This is a genomic window from Brevibacterium luteolum (genome assembly GCF_013004595.1).
GTDB classification, from domain to species: Bacteria; Actinomycetota; Actinomycetes; order Actinomycetales; family Brevibacteriaceae; genus Brevibacterium; species Brevibacterium luteolum.
The window spans coordinates 40,911-57,793 of record NZ_JABEMC010000007.1; the positions used below are offsets into that span (position 1 = coordinate 40,911).

General features: G+C 70.2%; 16 protein-coding genes. 10 read left to right on the forward strand and 6 right to left on the reverse strand.

Going from position 1 to position 16,883, the window contains the following annotated elements:
* The first annotated feature begins 15 nt into the window (after positions 1–15).
* Genes hutI through HLA91_RS10815 form a run of 5 tightly spaced genes read left to right on the forward strand, consistent with a single transcriptional unit; the run spans position 16 to position 6,235 of the window.
* The gene (gene hutI / locus HLA91_RS10795; protein ID WP_165884289.1) at positions 16–1,233 is read left to right on the forward strand and encodes an imidazolonepropionase; all 1,218 of its coding nucleotides are present in this window, start codon (positions 16–18) and stop codon (positions 1,231–1,233) included.
* Between the two features lie 11 nt (positions 1,234–1,244).
* The gene (gene hutH, locus HLA91_RS10800; protein ID WP_170274673.1) at positions 1,245–2,843 is read left to right on the forward strand and encodes a histidine ammonia-lyase; all 1,599 of its coding nucleotides are present in this window, start codon (positions 1,245–1,247) and stop codon (positions 2,841–2,843) included.
* Positions 2,840–4,105, forward strand: coding sequence for an allantoate amidohydrolase (locus HLA91_RS10805; protein ID WP_170274674.1), 1,266 nt, complete (start codon positions 2,840–2,842; stop codon positions 4,103–4,105). Before hutH ends, HLA91_RS10805 begins: the two co-directional genes overlap by 4 nt.
* Complete coding sequence (locus HLA91_RS10810) at positions 4,102–5,487, forward strand: formimidoylglutamate deiminase (protein WP_170274675.1); 1,386 nt, start codon at positions 4,102–4,104, stop codon at positions 5,485–5,487. The genes HLA91_RS10805 and HLA91_RS10810 overlap by 4 nt, the downstream gene beginning before the upstream one ends.
* A gap of 1 nt (position 5,488) precedes the next feature.
* Positions 5,489–6,235 (forward strand): IclR family transcriptional regulator, encoded by a 747-nt coding sequence (locus HLA91_RS10815; RefSeq protein ID WP_102162280.1) that lies wholly within the window; start codon positions 5,489–5,491, stop codon positions 6,233–6,235.
* A gap of 136 nt (positions 6,236–6,371) precedes the next feature.
* Here the strand turns inward: HLA91_RS10815 and HLA91_RS10820 are convergent, their stop codons facing one another.
* The 3 genes from HLA91_RS10820 to moaA all read right to left on the reverse strand — a co-directional run bounded on the left by HLA91_RS10820 (position 6,372) and on the right by moaA (position 9,137).
* Positions 6,372–7,604, reverse strand: coding sequence for a molybdopterin molybdotransferase MoeA (locus HLA91_RS10820; protein ID WP_170274676.1), 1,233 nt, complete (start codon positions 7,602–7,604; stop codon positions 6,372–6,374).
* A gap of 91 nt (positions 7,605–7,695) precedes the next feature.
* On the reverse strand, positions 7,696–8,004 hold the full coding sequence (locus HLA91_RS10825) for a MoaD/ThiS family protein (protein ID WP_170274677.1): 309 nt from the start codon (positions 8,002–8,004) through the stop codon (positions 7,696–7,698).
* Positions 8,005–8,006: 2 nt separating this feature from the next.
* Positions 8,007–9,137: a GTP 3',8-cyclase MoaA gene (gene moaA / locus HLA91_RS10830; protein ID WP_170274678.1), complete on the reverse strand. Its 1,131-nt coding sequence runs from the start codon at positions 9,135–9,137 to the stop codon at positions 8,007–8,009.
* A 90-nt stretch (positions 9,138–9,227) separates the two neighbouring features.
* On the opposite strand from moaA, the gene HLA91_RS10835 reads away from it, so the two are divergent.
* Genes HLA91_RS10835 through fdhD form a run of 5 tightly spaced genes read left to right on the forward strand, consistent with a single transcriptional unit; the run spans position 9,228 to position 13,995 of the window.
* Positions 9,228–10,517 carry a molybdopterin molybdotransferase MoeA gene (locus tag HLA91_RS10835; RefSeq protein ID WP_165884299.1) on the forward strand — a complete coding sequence of 430 codons (1,290 nt, stop codon included), beginning with the start codon at positions 9,228–9,230 and terminating at the stop codon, positions 10,515–10,517.
* Entirely contained in the window at positions 10,510–11,004 is a 495-nt protein-coding gene (gene moaC, locus HLA91_RS10840) for a cyclic pyranopterin monophosphate synthase MoaC (protein WP_170274679.1), read from the forward strand. Before HLA91_RS10835 ends, moaC begins: the two co-directional genes overlap by 8 nt.
* Positions 11,001–12,041, forward strand: a complete 1,041-nt coding sequence (locus HLA91_RS10845) for a molybdenum cofactor biosynthesis protein MoaE (RefSeq protein ID WP_165884301.1) — start codon at positions 11,001–11,003, stop codon at positions 12,039–12,041. Before moaC ends, HLA91_RS10845 begins: the two co-directional genes overlap by 4 nt.
* Positions 12,038–13,147: a ThiF family adenylyltransferase gene (locus tag HLA91_RS10850; RefSeq protein WP_165884302.1), complete on the forward strand. Its 1,110-nt coding sequence runs from the start codon at positions 12,038–12,040 to the stop codon at positions 13,145–13,147. The genes HLA91_RS10845 and HLA91_RS10850 overlap by 4 nt, the downstream gene beginning before the upstream one ends.
* A complete protein-coding gene (gene fdhD, locus HLA91_RS10855; RefSeq protein ID WP_165884303.1) occupies positions 13,147–13,995 on the forward strand; it encodes a formate dehydrogenase accessory sulfurtransferase FdhD in 849 nt (282 codons plus the stop codon). The genes HLA91_RS10850 and fdhD overlap by 1 nt, the downstream gene beginning before the upstream one ends.
* A gap of 29 nt (positions 13,996–14,024) precedes the next feature.
* On the opposite strand, the gene nadC is transcribed toward fdhD, so the two are convergent.
* The 3 genes from nadC to HLA91_RS10870 all read right to left on the reverse strand — a co-directional run bounded on the left by nadC (position 14,025) and on the right by HLA91_RS10870 (position 16,851).
* Positions 14,025–14,885, reverse strand: coding sequence for a carboxylating nicotinate-nucleotide diphosphorylase (nadC, locus tag HLA91_RS10860; RefSeq protein ID WP_170274680.1), 861 nt, complete (start codon positions 14,883–14,885; stop codon positions 14,025–14,027).
* The gene (nadA, locus tag HLA91_RS10865) at positions 14,882–15,859 is read right to left on the reverse strand and encodes a quinolinate synthase NadA (RefSeq protein WP_170274681.1); all 978 of its coding nucleotides are present in this window, start codon (positions 15,857–15,859) and stop codon (positions 14,882–14,884) included. Before nadA ends, nadC begins: the two co-directional genes overlap by 4 nt.
* A gap of 98 nt (positions 15,860–15,957) precedes the next feature.
* Positions 15,958–16,851 (reverse strand): NUDIX hydrolase, encoded by an 894-nt coding sequence (locus HLA91_RS10870; RefSeq protein ID WP_170274682.1) that lies wholly within the window; start codon positions 16,849–16,851, stop codon positions 15,958–15,960.
* Between the last annotated feature and the right edge of the window lie 32 nt (positions 16,852–16,883).

Sequence of the window (16,883 nt, forward strand, 5' to 3'; positions counted from 1 at the left end):
TGCAGAAGGGAAACCATGGGCACCATTCTCGTGACCGACATTTCGGAGCTCGTGACCAACGACCCGTCAGCCGCCGCTGCCGGCCCGGCCCCCGCCTCGGCGCCGGACGGCTATGAACGTCTTGGCATCATCACCGACGCTGCGATGCTCATCGACGGCGACATCGTCCGCTGGGTCGGCCCAGCTGACGAGGCCCCCGCCGGCGCCACCACGATCTCCGCGGCCGGCGGCGCGGTCATCCCCGGTTTCGTCGACAGCCACAACCACCTCGTCTTCGCCGGCGACCGCTCCGCCGAGTTCGCCGCTCGGATGGCCGGTCAGAAGTACTCCGCCGGCGGCATCGCCACCACCGTGGCCGCCACCCGCGCAGCCAGCGACGCCGAACTCGAAGACAACCTCACGACGCTCATGCGCCAGGCCGAGCACTCCGGCACGACGACGTTCGAGATCAAGACCGGCTACGGCCTCACGCTGGCGGACGAGATCCGCCAGCTGGAGATCATCAACCGCCACACCGATGAATCCACCCTCATCGCCGCCCACGTCGTCCCGCCGGAGCACAAAGACAATCCCGAGCGCTACGTCGACCTCGTCATCGACGAGATCATCCCGGCCGCCGCCGGCAAGGCCAAGTGGATCGACGTGTTCTGCGAAGAGGGCGCCTTCACCGAAGACCAGACCGCCCGCATCCTCAATGCCGGCGTCGCCCACGGCATGCGTCCGCGCCTGCACGCCAACCAGCTCACCGCCGGCGGCGCCCTGCAGCTGGCCGCAGCGCACGGCTGCGCGTCTGCCGACCATGCGACCTTCGCCTCGGACGCGGACCTCGCAGCCCTCGCCGAGGCCGGCACAGTGGCTACCCTGCTGCCCGGTGTCGAATTCTCCACCCGCCAGCCCTACCCCGATGCCCGCCGCTTCCACGCCGCCGGCGTCACCGTCGCGATCGCCAGTGACTGCAACCCTGGCTCGTGCTTCACCAGCTCGATCCCGTTCTGCATCGCCCTGGCCGTGCGCGATATGCACTTCACTGTCGAACAGGCGATCTGGTCGGCCACCGCCGGCGGTGCCGCGGCACTCGAACGCAGCGACATCGGCCGGCTCAGCCCCGGCGCCCGCGCCGACTTCTCCATCCTCACCGCACCCAGCTACCGGCACCTGGCTTATCGGCCCGGCGTCAACCTCATCCGTGAGGTCCACCGCGCCGGCCGTCCGATCGCCGCCAACCCATCGTGAAAGGCACCCACATGACCGTTGACACCCCCACCGTCGCCCTCGATCCTGATGCGCTGACCTTCGCCGACGTTCTCGCCGTCGCCCGCCACGACGCGCAGGTCACCGTGCCCGAGGCGGTGGCTGAGAATGTGGCCGCCAACCGCTCCGCAGTCGAGGCCCTGGCCGAGGCGCCCCGCCCGGTCTACGGCGTCTCCACCGGGTTCGGCGCGCTCGCCCAGCGGCACATCGCCCATGATCTGCGCGCCCAGCTGCAGAAGTCCCTCATCCGCTCGCATGCCGCCGGCGTCGGCACCCCGGTCGAGCGCGAAGTCGTCCGGGCGCTCATGCTGCTGCGCGCCCGCACGCTGGCCACCGGCCGCACAGGTGTGCGCCTGGAGACGCTCAACACCTATGTCGCGATCCTCAACGCCGGCATCACCCCGGTCGTCTACGAATACGGCTCACTCGGCTGCTCCGGCGACCTCGCACCGCTGTCGGCCTGCGCACTCGTCGCGATGGGCGAAGGCGAGGTCCACGCACCCGACGGCACCACCGCCTCGGCCGCCGACGCCCTCGCTGCAGCCGGCATCGAACCGCTCGAACTGGCCGAGAAGGAGGGACTGGCGCTCGTCAACGGCACCGACGGCATGCTCGGCATGCTCATCCTCGCCCTTCACGACATCGAGAACCTGCTCACCACCGCAGATCTCACTGCGGCGATGAGCGTGGAGGCGCAGCTGGGCACCGACCGGGTGTTCATGCCCGATCTGCACGAGCCGCTGCGCCCGCACCCGGGCCAGGCCGCTTCGGCAGCGAACATGCTCAAAGCCCTCGACGGATCGCCGATCGTCGCCAGCCACCGCGAGTCCACCCACCTCGTCCAGGACGCCTACTCGCTGCGCTGCACCCCGCAGGTCACCGGTGCCGCCCGCGACGCCGCCGCCTACGCCGCCCAGGTCGCCGCCCGCGAACTCCGGGCAGCGATCGACAACCCGGTCGTGCTGCCTGACGGCTCGGTGTCCTCCAACGGAAACTTCCACGGCGCACCGCTCGCTCACGCGCTCGACTTCCTCGCCATCGCCGTCGCCGATGCCGCCAACATCGCCGAACGCCGCACCGACCGGATGATGGATGTGGCCCGCAACGAGGGCCTGCCGCCGTTCCTCGCCGATGACGCCGGCGTCGACTCCGGGCTCATGATCGCCCACTACACGCAGGCCGCCCTCGTCTCCGACCTCAAGCGTCTGGCAACCCCTGCCAGCGTCGACTCGATCCCCTCGTCTGCCATGCAGGAGGACCACGTGTCGATGGGCTGGTCGGCTGCGCGGAAGCTGCGCACCGCGGTGACGAACTTCGCCTCCGTGCTCGGCATCGAACTCTACGCAGCCGCCCGGGCCACCGACCTGCGCGAGCACGACCCGGCCGCCGTCACCGGCGCGGTCATCAGCCTGCTGCGCCAGACCGTGCCCGGCCCCGGCCCCGACCGGTTCCTCTCACCGGAGCTGGCCGACGCGATCGAGCTCGTGTCCTCCGGGAAGGTGACGGCCGCCGCCGAGGCGGTGGCTGGCCTCACCCATACGCTCACCGACACGGATGGCACCGTGCTGAATGGACGGAGTGAACAGTCATGACCGATGTCACCAGCCTCATGGGCCAGATCGAAACGGTCGGCACCGACCCGCGCGGGCCCGGCTACCTGCGGCCGGGCTACTCGCCGATCGAACGTGAGCTGCGCGACTGGTTCGTTGCCGAAGCCGAACGCCGCGGCCTTGACGTCGAGATCGACGCCAACGGCATCGTGTGGGCCTGGGCGACCGCTCCGGGTGAGAACGCCGTCGTCACCGGTTCGCATCTGGACTCGGTGCCCGGAGGCGGCCAGTTCGACGGCCCCCTCGGTGTCGCCTCGGCGCTGGCCGCCTACGACGAACTCGAAGCCCGCGGCACCTTCGATCGGCCCACTCGGCCGTTCGCGCTCGCCGTGTTCCCCGAAGAAGAGGGCTCCCGGTTCGGGCTCGCCTGCCTGGGCTCGCGGCTGCTGACCGGTGCGGTCGCCGCCGCGGACGCCCTGGCGCTGACCGACCAGAACGGCGACACACTCGCCGATGTCGTCACCCGCTACGACCTCGACCCCGCCCGGATGGGTGCTGACCAGGACCGGGTCAACCAGATCGGGTCGTTCATCGAACTCCACGTCGAACAGGGCGTCGGGCTCATCAACACCGACCAGCCGGTGGCGATCGGCTCTTCGATCGTCGGCCACGGCCGCTGGCACTTCCGCTTCACCGGCCAGGGCAACCACGCCGGCACCACTCCGATGGCCCACCGCGCCGACCCGGTTGCTGCCGCCAGCCGCCTCATCGGCGACATCCCGGCGTTGGCCGACGGCTTCGATGAGGCCGTCGCGACCGTCGGACGCACTTCGATCCACCCTGGCGGCACGAACGTCATCGCCTCGGCGATGGACTTCTGGCTCGACATCCGCCACGATTCCGATGACGTCGTCGCAGAGGTCCTCGAGGCGATCACCACTCGCGGCAAGGAGCGCGCCGCAGAAGCCGCCGGTACCGGTGCGCGGGAGAACGGCGTCGAGGTCGGCCTCGATGTCAGCCGAGAATCCTACTCACCGACGACGCACTTCCATCGCGAACTGAACGACCGGCTGCGCGCCGTCCTGCCCGAGGCGCCCCTGCTGGCGACCGGCGCCGGGCACGACGCCGGGATCCTCGCCGCACATGTGCCCTCGGCGATGCTGTTCGTGCGCAACCCCACCGGCGTCTCCCACGCCCCGGAGGAAGCCTGTGAAGACGACGATGCCCGTGCCGGCGCGAAGGCGCTGGCCGATGTGCTCGCCGCCGAACTCACCCACGGCCTCGACAACGGAACGGCATCATGACCGGCTCGCTGCACTTCGAGACCGCCTGGTTGGCCCCGGGCCGGTACGCCCGTGACGTGCGCGTCAGCATCGACGATGACGGCATCATCACCGCGATCGAGGAGGGGGCAGACCCTGCCGCTCCCGAGGCGGGGGACCGGCTGGCAGGGTTCGCGATCCCAGGCGCCGTCAACGCCCACTCGCATGCCTTCCACCGGCTGCTGCGCGGCCGCACCCACGGTGACGGAGGGACGTTCTGGACGTGGCGCGAGGTGATGTACCGGGTGGCCGGCCAGCTCGACCCGGAGAACTACTACCGGGCCGCCCGCGCCATCTACGCGGAGATGGTCACCGCCGGTTACACGGCCGTCGGCGAGTTCCACTACGTCCACCACGCCCCCGGCGGCGCACCCTACGCTGAGCCGCACGCGATGGAGCGCGCCCTCGCCCAGGCGGCGCTTGATGCCGGGATCCGGCTCGTCCTCCTCGACACCTGCTACCTCACCGGCGCGATCGGCGAAGAGCTCAATGCAGAGCAGCAGCGCTTCGGCGACGGCACGATCGACGGCTACCTGCAGCGTCACACCGGCCTGGCCGAGATGCTGGCCGCTGACTTCCCAGCCCATGCCACCGCGGGGGGAGTGACCCTCGGTGCTGCGATCCACTCGGTGCGCGCCGTCCCCGCCGCAGCTCTGCCGGCCTTCACGGCACTCGAGGGCCCGCTGCATGTCCACCTGTCCGAACAGCCGGCCGAGAACGACGCCTGCCGGAAGGCCTACGGCACGACCCCCACGCAGCTGCTCGCTGACGCAGGTGTCGTGACCGACCGGCTCTCGGCCGTCCACGCCACCCACTTAACCGACGAGGACATCGAACTGCTCGGTGACGCCGCCTCCACAATCGTCATGTGCCCGACAACCGAAGCCGACCTGGCCGACGGCATCGGCCCGGCCCGCGCCCTCGCTGACGCCGGTGCGGTCATCAGCCTCGGCTCCGACCAGCACGTCACCCTCGACCCGCTGCTGGAACTGCGCGGGCTCGAAGCCGGCGAACGACTCGGCTCCGGCCAGCGCGGCCGCTTCAGCCCTGCTGAACTGCTCGCCGCACTCACCTCCGGCGGCAGCCGGTCTCTGCACCTCGGCGACACCAACGCAGAGCCGGCCATCGCCTCGGGCGCGGGACTGACCGTCGGCCAGCCTGCCGACATCGCCGTCATCGCCGCCGACACCCCGCGCACCTACGGATCCAAAGGCGAGCAGATCATGCTCGCCGGCACCGCCGCCGATGTCACCCACGTGTACTCCGCCGGCCGGCTCGTCGCCGCGAACGGCGTGCACACGAGCCTCGGGCCAGTCGGCGAGCTCTACCGGGAGGCCTACCGGGCCTTCGACTTCGGAGACTGAGATGGCCGAAGTCCCAGCCCTGCGCCGCGCTGTCGCGATCCTGCGCGCGCTGGCCGGATCGAACCGGCCGATCACCGCAGGTGCGATGGCGCGTTCGCTGTCGATCCCGCGCTCATCGATCTACGAGATCCTCTCGGTGCTCGAAGAACTCGGGCTGGTGGCGAAGACCGGCGGCGGGTACATGCTCGGCGCCGGTGTGTCCGAACTCGGCAGCGCCTATGTGCGGGCCAACCCGCTGCAGCGGCTGTCGGCTCCGATCATCCGCCAGCTCGCCGAGGCGACCCGCGGGACGGCGCAGCTGGCGGTGCTGCGCGGCTGGGAGACCGTCTATGTGCTCAAGGAGCAGTCGGTCGAATCCGTGGCCGTCATCACCGCGACCGGCGTGCGGATGCCGGCCTACCTGACCGCCACTGGCCGGGCGATCATGTCCGCGCTGCCCAAACGCGATGTGCTCGCACTGCTCAGCGGCGAGGACGTCTTCGTCTCCCGCACCGGCGCCGGGCCCACCTCGATGCGGCAGCTGCTCAGCCAACTCGCCGAGACTCGCCAGCAGGGCTTTGCGCTCGAACGCGGGGAGATCACCCCAGGTGTGTGCACGGTCGCCGCGCCGGTCTTCGATGTGCTTGACCGCCCGGTCGCCGGCGTCGGGGTCAGCATCCCGGATGCTGAGCAGAGCGACGCGCGGGTGAGCGAAGTCAGAGACCGTGTCAAGGCCGCGGCCGATACGATCACCTCACGGCTGCGCTGACACGCCGACTGAAAGGCCAGCGTCAGCTGCTGACCAGGACGGACGGGTGTTCACGTCGATGCGGTGCTGCGCGGTGATGACATCTGGTCGTGGAACGACCCACAGCCCCAGAGCTGAGGGCAGCGAAGACGAACCGTCACCGCTGCGGCCAGGGCAGGTCGAGCACCTGTGCCTGCTCGCCGGCGCGCAGACCCGCAGTCGGCACGGTGAGGAACCCGTCGGCCTCGGTGAGTCCGCGCAGCATGTTCGCCCCACGGGCATCGCAGGGCTCCCAGCGGTTGCCCTCGCGCTGGCGCGCCGGCATGAGTGTGCTCACGCGCACCGGCCGCACCTCGACGGCGACCTCCACCGAACGTGCCGAGCGCAGAGGGCGGCCGAGCATCCCGCACAGCAGCGGTTCGACGACGACGCGCATCGCCGTCATCGCCGCCAGCGGGTTGCCCGGCAGCCCGACATGCCAGGCTCCCGGGTGCCCACCGAGCTGCGCGAACGTCGTCGGATGTCCTGGCCGCATCGCCAGCTCCGGGAAGAGCAGCTCACTGGCCAAACGTGCCGACTCCCGCCTGACGTGATCGGCATCCGAATGTCCGGTCCCGCCGGTGGTGAGCACGACATCAGCGGCAGCCAGCGCCTCGTAAAGCGCGACCCGGGTCTCCTGCGCATCGTCTGCGATCCGCCGTACATCGATCACGTCTCCGCCCAGGCCTGCTACGAGTCCCGGCAGCGCCGGTCCGAAGGTGTCGCGCACCTGCCCGGGTGCGGGCTGACCTGCGGTGATGACCTCGTCTCCGGTCATCAGCAGCGCCACCCGCGGCCGTCTGCGCACCGGCAGCGCATCGAGCCCGGCAACGGCCGTATAGGCCAGATCGGCCGGTGAGAGCACCCGTCCGCCTTCCAGCAGCACCTCACCGGCGCGGGTCTCCCGGCCGGCTCGCCGGATGTTGCGCGCCGGTGCCAGATCCGTTGCCGGGGCATCAGCGCGCAGCCGCAGCACTGTCTGCCCGGCCGCGTCGGCTCCCATCACCTCGGCGTGTTCGCAGCGCACGATGCTCGTGGTGCCTGCCGGCACTGCGCCGCCGGTGAGGATCGGCCGTGCCCACCCTGCCGCCAGCGGACGGGCGCCGGATGCGGCGTGGGCATCCGCTCCCGAGGCGGTGCTCGCCTCGAGCTGCCAGGGGGGTGGGCCGGACACGGCGAAACCGTCCATCGCCGAGGAGTCGAAATGCGGGATCGCGCGGCCGGCTGTCACCGTGTGTGCGAGCACCCGGCCCAGGCATGCCGGCAGCGGCTGTGCTGCGGTCGGCTGGAGTGTCGAGGCACCGGCGCGCGCGGCGATGGTGATCGCCTCGGCCCAGTCGGGGTGGGTCATGGTGTCATTCTCACATGACCCCGGCCGGCCGCACATGATCCCGGTCAGCGCCGCACCCGCTCAGGCCACCGCAGGCGCTGCCTGTGCCCGCTCACCCGCCGGCGAACGGCGGCAGCACATCGACCCGCTGACCAGGGTTGATGAGCGTGCCGTCGAGCACGACGAACCCGTCGACGAAGCTCGAGCTCTCCGCCAGCACAGTCTTAAGCGCCGGCTCCCCAGCCGGTGGTTCCGGGTGCCGTTCGGCCAGCAGCTCGAAGAGCTGCGCCTCACTCACCGGCTCATTAAGCGGCACCTGCTCTTCGGCGATCCCACCGGCGGCAGCCCGGGCGGCGGCGAAATACCGGACGGTGACCTCCCAGCCGTCCCCCGCCTCGGGCGCGGTGTGCTGCTGACCCATGCTCACCCTCCGATCGCGCTCATCGAGCGCTCCGGCTGGACGTACTCGTCGCTGTCGAGGCCCGGCCGGCCCATCCCGTGGGCGCGCGGCTTGAGCCACATCGCCTGCCGCCACGCCTGCCCGACAGCGGCATCATCGGCATCCGAGCGCAGCAGCAGCGAGAGGTCGAACTCCTCATGCGAGAACAGGCACGAGCGGATCTTGCCCTCGGCGGTGATGCGAGTGCGGGTGCAGTCGCCGCAGAATGGCTCGGTCACCGAGGCGATGATCCCCACCCGGCCCAGTGGTTCCCCGACCGTTCCCGAGGCGGTGCTTGCGTGCGGGTAGACCCGCCACCGCTGAGCTGGGGCGCCGGCGCGCGGGACGTCGTCGGCGATGAGATCCCAGTGGGCGCTCAGCTGGGTACGGATCTCCTCGGCGGTGACCATGTTCGCCCGCGTCCAGCCGTGATCGCCGTCGAGTGGCATCTGCTCGATGAACCGCAGCTCCAGACCGCGGTCGAGCGCGAAGGCAAGGAGGTCGGCGGCCTGATCGTCGTTGACCCCGCGCATGAGCACCGCGTTGATCTTCACCGGAGACAGGCCCGCGGACTGCGCGGCGTCGATGCCGTCGAGCACCTCGGTGAGCCGGTCCCTGCGGGCGAGCTTCGCGTAGGTGTCTGCGTCGATCGTGTCGAGGGAGATATTGATCCGCGACAGCCCGGCCTCGGCGAGCTTCGCTGCGCGGGCGGCTAAGCCGATGCCGTTGGTGGTGATGGCGATCGGCAGCGCGGCGTGCTCGGCGCGGATGCCGGCGATGATCGCCTCCAAGTCGGGTCGGATGAGCGGTTCGCCCCCGGTCAGTCGCAGCTGGGTGACCCCGAGGTCGCGCACAGCGATGCGCACAAGACGCACCACCTCAGCGGCGGTGAGCAGGCTCTTCTGCGGCATCCAGTCCATGCCCTCAGCAGGCATGCAGTAGGTGCAGCGCAGATTGCATTTGTCTGTCAGGGATATGCGCAGGTCGGTGCCGGCCCGGCCGAACTGGTCGAGCAGCGGCCCGGAGGCAGGGGCATCGGCGGCCCGGCGGGCCAGCGACGCGGCGACGCTGCCAGCAGTGGGCCTGACGGTGGGAAGTCCCAGCTCAACAGACATGCATCAAGTCTAGCAACGGCGCATGTGTCTCGGCTAGAAAGGCCCGGGGCGTCCACCGGGCGTGGAGCTTCGGGGACTAGGCTTGAGTCCATGATCACGACTGCAGACGGCTGGCCGGCGACGGGTGCACGCTCGGTTACCGCCCACATCCGTGCCGTCGCCGAGGCGGTGGCCGCCCAGGCCAGCGCGCGCACCGCCGGCGGGGAGCGCGTGCGCACCGAAACCCTGCCGCTGGCGGCAGCCGCCGGCCGGGTGCTCGCCGCTGATGTCACCGCCACCGGAGACCTGCCCGGTTTTGACAACTCCCAGATGGACGGCTTCGCCGTCTGCGCAGCCGACACGCCCGCCACCCTGCCGCTGGCACCGATGATCCCGGCCGGCCACTGGCCCGACCCGCTGCCGGATGCTCACGCCGCCCCGATCATGACCGGCGCGCCGATCCCCGCCGGGGCCGATGCCGTCATCCCGATCGAAGACACCGACGCCACGAGCTTCGACGCTGCCGTGACGGCCGGTCAGGTCACCGTGCCCGAGGTGTCAGCCGGGATGTTCGTGCGTCCCACCGGCTCCGACGCCCGCACCGGGGACCTGCTGCTGGCTGCCGGCACGCGCCTGACCGTCCCGGGGCTCGGCACCATCGCCGCACTCGGACAGACCGAGGTGGCAGTCCACGCCAGGCCGCGGGCCGTCATCTACACCGGCGGTGACGAAGTGAGCGCCCCGGGCACCACCCCGCTGCGCCCGGGCGCCCTGTACGACGCGAACCTCACGATGCTCGCCGCCTGGCTGGACCGCAACGGCGTCACCGTCGCCGCCTCCCGGCTCATCTCCGACACCGTCGCCGACTTCGCCGCCGTCCTCGAAGCCGACGTCGCCGCCCACGCGCCTGATCTCATCATCACCTCCGGCGGGATCAGCGCCGGCCGCTACGAAGTCATCCGCCAGGCACTCGAAGGGTGTGCGGCCTTCGGATCGGTGACCATGCAGCCCGGCGGCCCGCAGGGCCTCGGAACCCACACCTCGGGCGCAGTCATCATCTGCTTCCCCGGCAATCCCGTGAGCACTTGGGTCTCAGCCGAGATGTTCCTCAGGCCAGCGCTCGCCGCCGGCTACCGGTGCACGTCGGCCCACCGCTGGCAGCCGGCGGAGCTGAGCGGGGACGTCACCCCCTTGGCCCGCCGGGAGCAGATCCGGCGGGGCACCTGGCACACCGACGACACCGGTCACACCACCGCGGCCGCCTTCTCCGGCACCGGCTCCCACCTGCTCGCCGGGGCCGCACAGGCCACCGCACTCATCCGCATCCCGGCTGGTGACGAGGTCGTCCCCGCCGGGTCCACCGTCCAGATTCTGCCGCTTGAGGAGGCCCACGGTGAGTGAGCTCAGCCATGTCCGCGCCGACGGCACCGCCCATATGGTCGACGTGTCGGACAAGCCGGTGACCGCCCGCACCGCCGCCGCCGAGGCGGTCGTGGCCACCACCGCCGACGTCGTCGAGCAGATCTTCGCAGGCACCGCCCCGAAGGGCGATGTGCTCGCCGTCGCCCGGGTCGCCGGGATCATGGCCGCGAAGAAGACCCCCGAGCTCGTGCCGCTGTGCCACCCGCTGCCCATCAGCGGGGTCACCGTCGACTTCACCCGGCTGCCGGCCGGCGTGCACATCCGCACCCGCGTCAAGACCACCGCGGTCACCGGAGTCGAGATGGAGGCCCTGACCGCCGCCTCGGTCGCGGCCCTGACCGTCTACGACATGATCAAGGCTCTCGACAAGGCCGCCGAGATCACCACCACCCGCGTCGTGGCCAAGACCGGCGGCAAGAGCGGCGACTACCACCGCGCCGCTGATGAGAAGGGAGGCCTCCCATGAGCAAGGCTGATGAGTTCGCCTTCCAGCCCGGCCGCCGCATCAAGCGCAAGCCGGACTTCGGCGCCGGCGACTGGGCGGCTGTCATCGTCGTCTCGACCGCCGCCGCCGAAGGTCGAGCCGCCGATACGACCGGGCCGCTGCTGACCGACTGGCTCACCGGCCACGGCTACCGCGTGCCCGATCCGATCATCGTCGCCGACGGAGCCCCGGTGCGCACGGCACTGCAGCGCCTGCTCGTCGACCTGCCGGCAGGCGAGCGCCCGCGGTTCATCTTCACCACCGGCGGGACCGGCACCAACAGCGACGACACCACCCCCGAGGCGACGGCTGAGTTCATCGACCGGCCCGCCCCCGGGATCATGCACGCGCTGTGGGCCTATGGTCTGCAGAAGCTCGACGAGGCGATGATGAGCCGCGGGAGGGCCGGGCTGTGCGGGCAGACCTTCATCTGCAACCTTCCAGGCTCACCCGGCGGGGTGCGCGACGGCATCACCGTCCTCGACTCCGTCCTCCACCACCTGCAGGCACAGCTCGCAGACGTCCGCGACCACGACGACTCCCACCGCCACCCTGCTCAGCCGGCCCCCGCCTCGGGACCGGCAACCGGAGTCGTCCACACATCCATCACCGAGGACCCTCTCACAGACGACGCCGCCGTTGCGGTCTTGAGCCCGCAGATGGGTGCGGTCGCGAGCTTCCGCGGGGTCATCCGCAACCACGACTCCGGCCGCGACGACGTCACCGGGCTTGACTACACCGCCCACCCGCAGGCCGGTGAGATCCTCGCCGCGACCTGCGCGGCAGTCGCCCAGGAGTTCGCGGCTGAGTCCGGTGGGGTGCGGATCTGGGCTGCTCACCGGATCGGCAGCCTTGCCGTCGGTGAGGACGCACTCGTGGTCGCGGTCGCCGCCGCTCACCGGCGCGAGGCGTTCGCCTGCTGCGCCGAACTTGTTGACCGGATCAAGGCCGAGGTGCCGATCTGGAAGCAGCAGCACTACGCGACCGGCGGCCACGATTGGGTGGGGATCGGCTCATGAGCCACCCCCGCTATGCGCGGCAGATCACCGTCCCCGGTGTCGGGGTCGCCGGCCAGCATGCGCTCGGCCGGGCGCGCGTGCTCATCATCGGCGCCGGTGGACTCGGATCGCCGGCAGCCCTGTATCTCGCTGCCGCCGGTGTCGGCACGATCGGCATCGTCGATGACGATGAGGTCGAACTGTCGAACCTGCACCGGCAGATCCTGCACACCACCGCCGACGTCGGCATCGAGAAGACCGTCTCGGCTGCCGCGACCGTCAATGCGCTCAACCCCAACGTCACCGTCGAGATGCACCCGATCCGCCTCGACGCCGGCAACGCCTACGAGATCATCAGCGGCTACGACATCGTCATCGACGGGGCGGACAACTTCGACACCCGCTATCTCGTCTCCGATGCCACCACGGTCGCCGACATCCCGCACGTGTGGGCCTCGGTGCTGACGACCGGCGGGCAGCTGAGCGTCTTCCACGCCTCCCGCGGGCCCGTCTACCGCGACCTGCTGCCCAGCCAGCCGGCGCCCGGGGCGATCCCCAGCTGCGCGGAGGCCGGCGTGCTCGGGGTGGTCCCCGGCATCCTCGGCGTCGCCCAGGCCGGTGAAGCGCTCAAGCTCATCCTCGACTTCGGTCGGCCGCTCATCGGCACCGTGCTCATCTACGACATCCGCACTGCCGGCTGGGAGCGGCTGCCGCTGCGCGCCAACCCGGCCGTCCGCCGCCCGGCCACCGCCGCCGAGGTGGGTTTCGACCTCGTGCCCGCCCTCAACTGCGCCCAGCTGCAGGAGGAGGTCGATGCCCTCGAAGTGCAGGGACGGCCGCTGGTGCTCGTCGATGTGCGCGAACCCTATGAGACCGAGACCGGGATCATCCCCGGTGCCCGCCTCATCCCGGTCGGCGAGTTCACCCAGAAGTCTCCCGCCGGCAGCGAGGCGGTCGCTGAACTCCTCGACGAGGCGAAGTCCTCTGACGCCGAGGTGGTGCTGTACTGCAAGTCCGGCGCCCGCTCCCAGGCCGCCGCCCGTGTCCTCCTGCAGTCCGGCGCCCAGGTCAAGCACCTCACCGGCGGGATCGACGCCTGGTACAAGCACCTCGACGAGGGGCTGTGATGCGCCGGGTCGTCCGCTCCCGCGTCCATCGCTTCGACGCCTCCGGCGAGGTCCGCGCCCGCGCCGACGCAGTTGCCGGTGAGGAGCCGCTGGAAGTCCGCCTCGACGGTGAGCAGTTCACCGTCACCATGCGCACCCCCGGGGACGACGTCGAGCTCGTCGCCGGCTTCCTGCTGACCGAAGGCGTCATCACGTCGATGGCTGACATCGTCGAGGTCGACTTCGCCTCGGGACTCGACCCCGATGGCAGCCGCAACTACAACGTCGCCGCCGTCCGCCTGCAGCCCGGCGTGTGGGACCGCGAGACCTTCCGAGCCCGCCAGGTCTACACCTCGAGTGCCTGCGGCATCTGCGGCACCGCCTCGATCGAAGCCGTCCGCAAGGAATCCGCCTACCCTGTCGCCGCGCCGGAACCCGGGTTCATCAGTCCATCCGCAGTGCTCGCCCTGCCCGAGCTGCTGCGGTCGCACCAGGGTCTGTTCGATTCCACCGGCGGGGTGCACGCGGCAGCCCTGTTCGCCGCTCCCGAGGCGGGGGAGGATGGCAGGGAACCGGACCTGCTGGTTCTGCGAGAGGACGTCGGCCGGCACAATGCCGTCGACAAGGTCCTCGGCTGGGCACTGGAGCAGAAGCTGCTGCCGGCTGACCGGGCTGTCCTGCAGGTCTCGGGCCGGGCCTCCTTCGAACTCGTGCAGAAGGCCGCGATGGCCGGCATCCCGGTGCTCTCGGCAGTTTCGGCCCCGTCAGCACTCGCCGTCGACCTCGGGCGAGAACTCGGTGTCACCGTCATCGGCTTCAACCGCGGTTCCACCTTCAACGCCTACTCCCACGAACAGCGCCTGCACTGATTCCAGCAGAGCCGGTGAGACCAGGCCCCTCACACCTGAATGTCCAGCCCGATGTCGAGTACCGCAGCCGAATGGGTCAGCCAGCCGGCGGAGATGAGATCAACGCCGGTCTCAGCGATCGCCGGTGCCGTCTCGACTGTGATCCGCCCTGAGGCCTCTGCTGTCAGGCGGCCGTCGATGAGCTCCACGGCTTCTCGCAGCTGAGCTGGCTCCATGTTGTCCAGCAGCACCGCGTCAACACCATCGGAGATCTCCAGCAGCTCGCGCAGCTGATCGAGCGTGTCGACTTCGACTTCGACGGCGACGAGATGTCCGACCTGGGCGAGCACCTGCTCGACTGCGGCCGTCACGCCGCCGGCCAGCGCGATGTGGTTGTCCTTGATGAGGACCGCATCGTCGAGCCCGGTGCGGTGGTTCATTCCGCCGCCGCAGCGCACTGCATACTTCTCAACCGCCCGCAGCCCAGGCGTCGTCTTCCGCGTGCAGGCGACTGCACACCTCCCGGCGACTGCATCGACGAGGGTCGCCGCGGCAGTGGCGATCCCCGACAGATGTCCGAGGAAATTCAGGGCCACCCGTTCACCGCTCAGCAGCGCGCGGGCATCGGCGGTGATCGTGGCGATCTCCTCACCAGCACCCACCCGGCAGCCGTCGCCTTTCGAGACCACCACCTCGGCGGCGGGGTCGAGCAGCTCGAAGGCGAGAGCGGCCAGGTCGAGACCGGCGACCGTCCCAGGCTGGCGGGCGGCAAGGACAGCGCTCGCCCGCATCCCGGCAGGCACCGTCGCCGTCGTCGTCAGGTCGCCTGCGCGGCCGAAGTCCTCTAACAGCGCATTGCGGACGAGACCTTCGATCATCACCTTCGGCAGCGCAGCCCGCTCACCGGTCATGAGATCGCAAGCATCCGGTCAACGGCGGCGCGGGCGCGGTCGGCGACCTCGGGGTCGATCGTCACCTCGTGCTGCATGCCCTCGAGCGCGTCCCGGATGTTGGCCAACGAGTTGCGCTTCATGTGCGGGCACAGATTGCACGGCCGGATCATCTCGACGTCGCGGATCTCGGCGGCGATGTTGTCGCTCATCGAGCATTCGGTGATGAGCGCGACGCGCTTGGGCCGCTGCTGCGCGACGTGGGCGAGCATCTGCGCGGTCGAACCGGCCATGTCGCTGGCGGCCACGACATCCGGCGGGCACTCCGGGTGGGCCATGACGAGTACGCCCTCGTGGTCGCGGCGCACCTGTTCGATGTCGGCGGCGGTGAACCGGTCGTGGACCTCGCAGCGGCCCGGCCACGTGATGACCTCGACGCCGCAGTCGCGGGCGATGTTCGCCGCCAGGTGCTCATCCGGGATCATGATGACCCGGTCGGTGCCGAGGGACTCGATGACTGCTTTCGCATTGCCCGAAGTGCAGCAGATGTCCGATTCTGCCTTCACCGCCGCCGATGTGTTGACGTAGGTGACGACGGGAACGCCGGGATTGTCCGCCTTGAGCTGCCGGACGTCGGCTGCTGTGATCGATTCGGCCAGCGAGCAGCCGGCGCGCAGGTCGGGGACGAGGACGGTCTTCTCCGGATTCAGCAGCTTGGCGGTCTCGGCCATGAAGTGCACACCGGCGAGCACGATGACATCGGCATCGGCTCTCTCGGCCTCGCGGGCCAGTGCCAGGGAGTCGCCGACGATGTCGGCAACCCCGTGGAAGATCTCCGGGGTCTGGTAGTTGTGGGCGAGGATGACGGCGTTGCGCTCCTCCTTGAGTCGCCAGATGGCGGCGATGTCGTCTTCCATCGTCGCCCACTCGATGCGGGGGATGACGGAGTCGACGCGCTGGTATAGGGCATCGGTGTCGATCGTCACGGTCGGCATGCGGCTCCTTCGCTCGGGCTGCCTGAACTTATTATGCTCAGTATGAGCATAAAGGCGCGAGGGAGCAAACCGGCTGGTCAGCGTGGGTGGGCTGACGGTTACTTCACGCGGGGGATCGGCAGCTTGGTGCCGGCTGCGGCGCGCTCATCGAGGACGCTGCGGCGGAACCGGACGAGTTTGGCGGGCCTGCCACCGGTGCTGGAGGCGACCTGACCGGAGTCCTCGACGAGCTGCTGCTGGGCCACGAGCCGGCGGAAGTTCTGCGTGTGCAGCTCCTGGCCGGCGATCGCCTCGACAGCAGTCTGCAGACCGGAGAGCGTGAAGGTCTTCGGGAGGAGTTCGAAGATGACCGGCTGATATTGGATCTTCGAACGCAGCCGGGCGATCCCGCTGGCGAGGATCCGCCGGTGATGCGGAGCCATCGGCCGGCCCGGCACAGGATCTTCGGCGCCGGCTTCGGGGACGAGCCCGGCCTCGTACAGCAGCTCATAGCGCGCTAATGCCATGTCCGGATGCCACGGCCGGCCGGCCAGCCCGAAGGCCGCCTCACAGCGCACCCGGCGACCCTCTCCGGCATCCCCGTCAGTCGTCTCCTCGGCCCAACGTCCGAGAGCCGGCGCGATGATCTCGTCGACGACCACAGTGCCGTCCCTGCGGTCCTCCCAGGGGAAGAACTCGTACCAGCTGCGCCACGCCTCGGCGCCGGGCTCCATCGTCGTCAGCCCGAGATAGGAGACTTCGAGGGCGGGACCGGAGCCGCGGTTGCGGTCGGCGAAGGTGTAGAGCTGCTCGATGTAGCCGAGCTCGCAGCCAGTCTGGCTCAGCACCCACGCTCGCATGCCCTCCTGCATTGAGCGGTGGCTGCGCTGCAGTGGACCGGCCGGCAGCGTGGTGCCGCCGCCGGTGGTGAGGACGAAGGGGACGCCGTCGCGCACGGCGGTGATGACGGCGACGAGGTTGCCGCTGACGAGGTAGGACTGGCCTGCGCTCATCGTCTCGACTCCCTCTCTGCATGCGGCAGGCG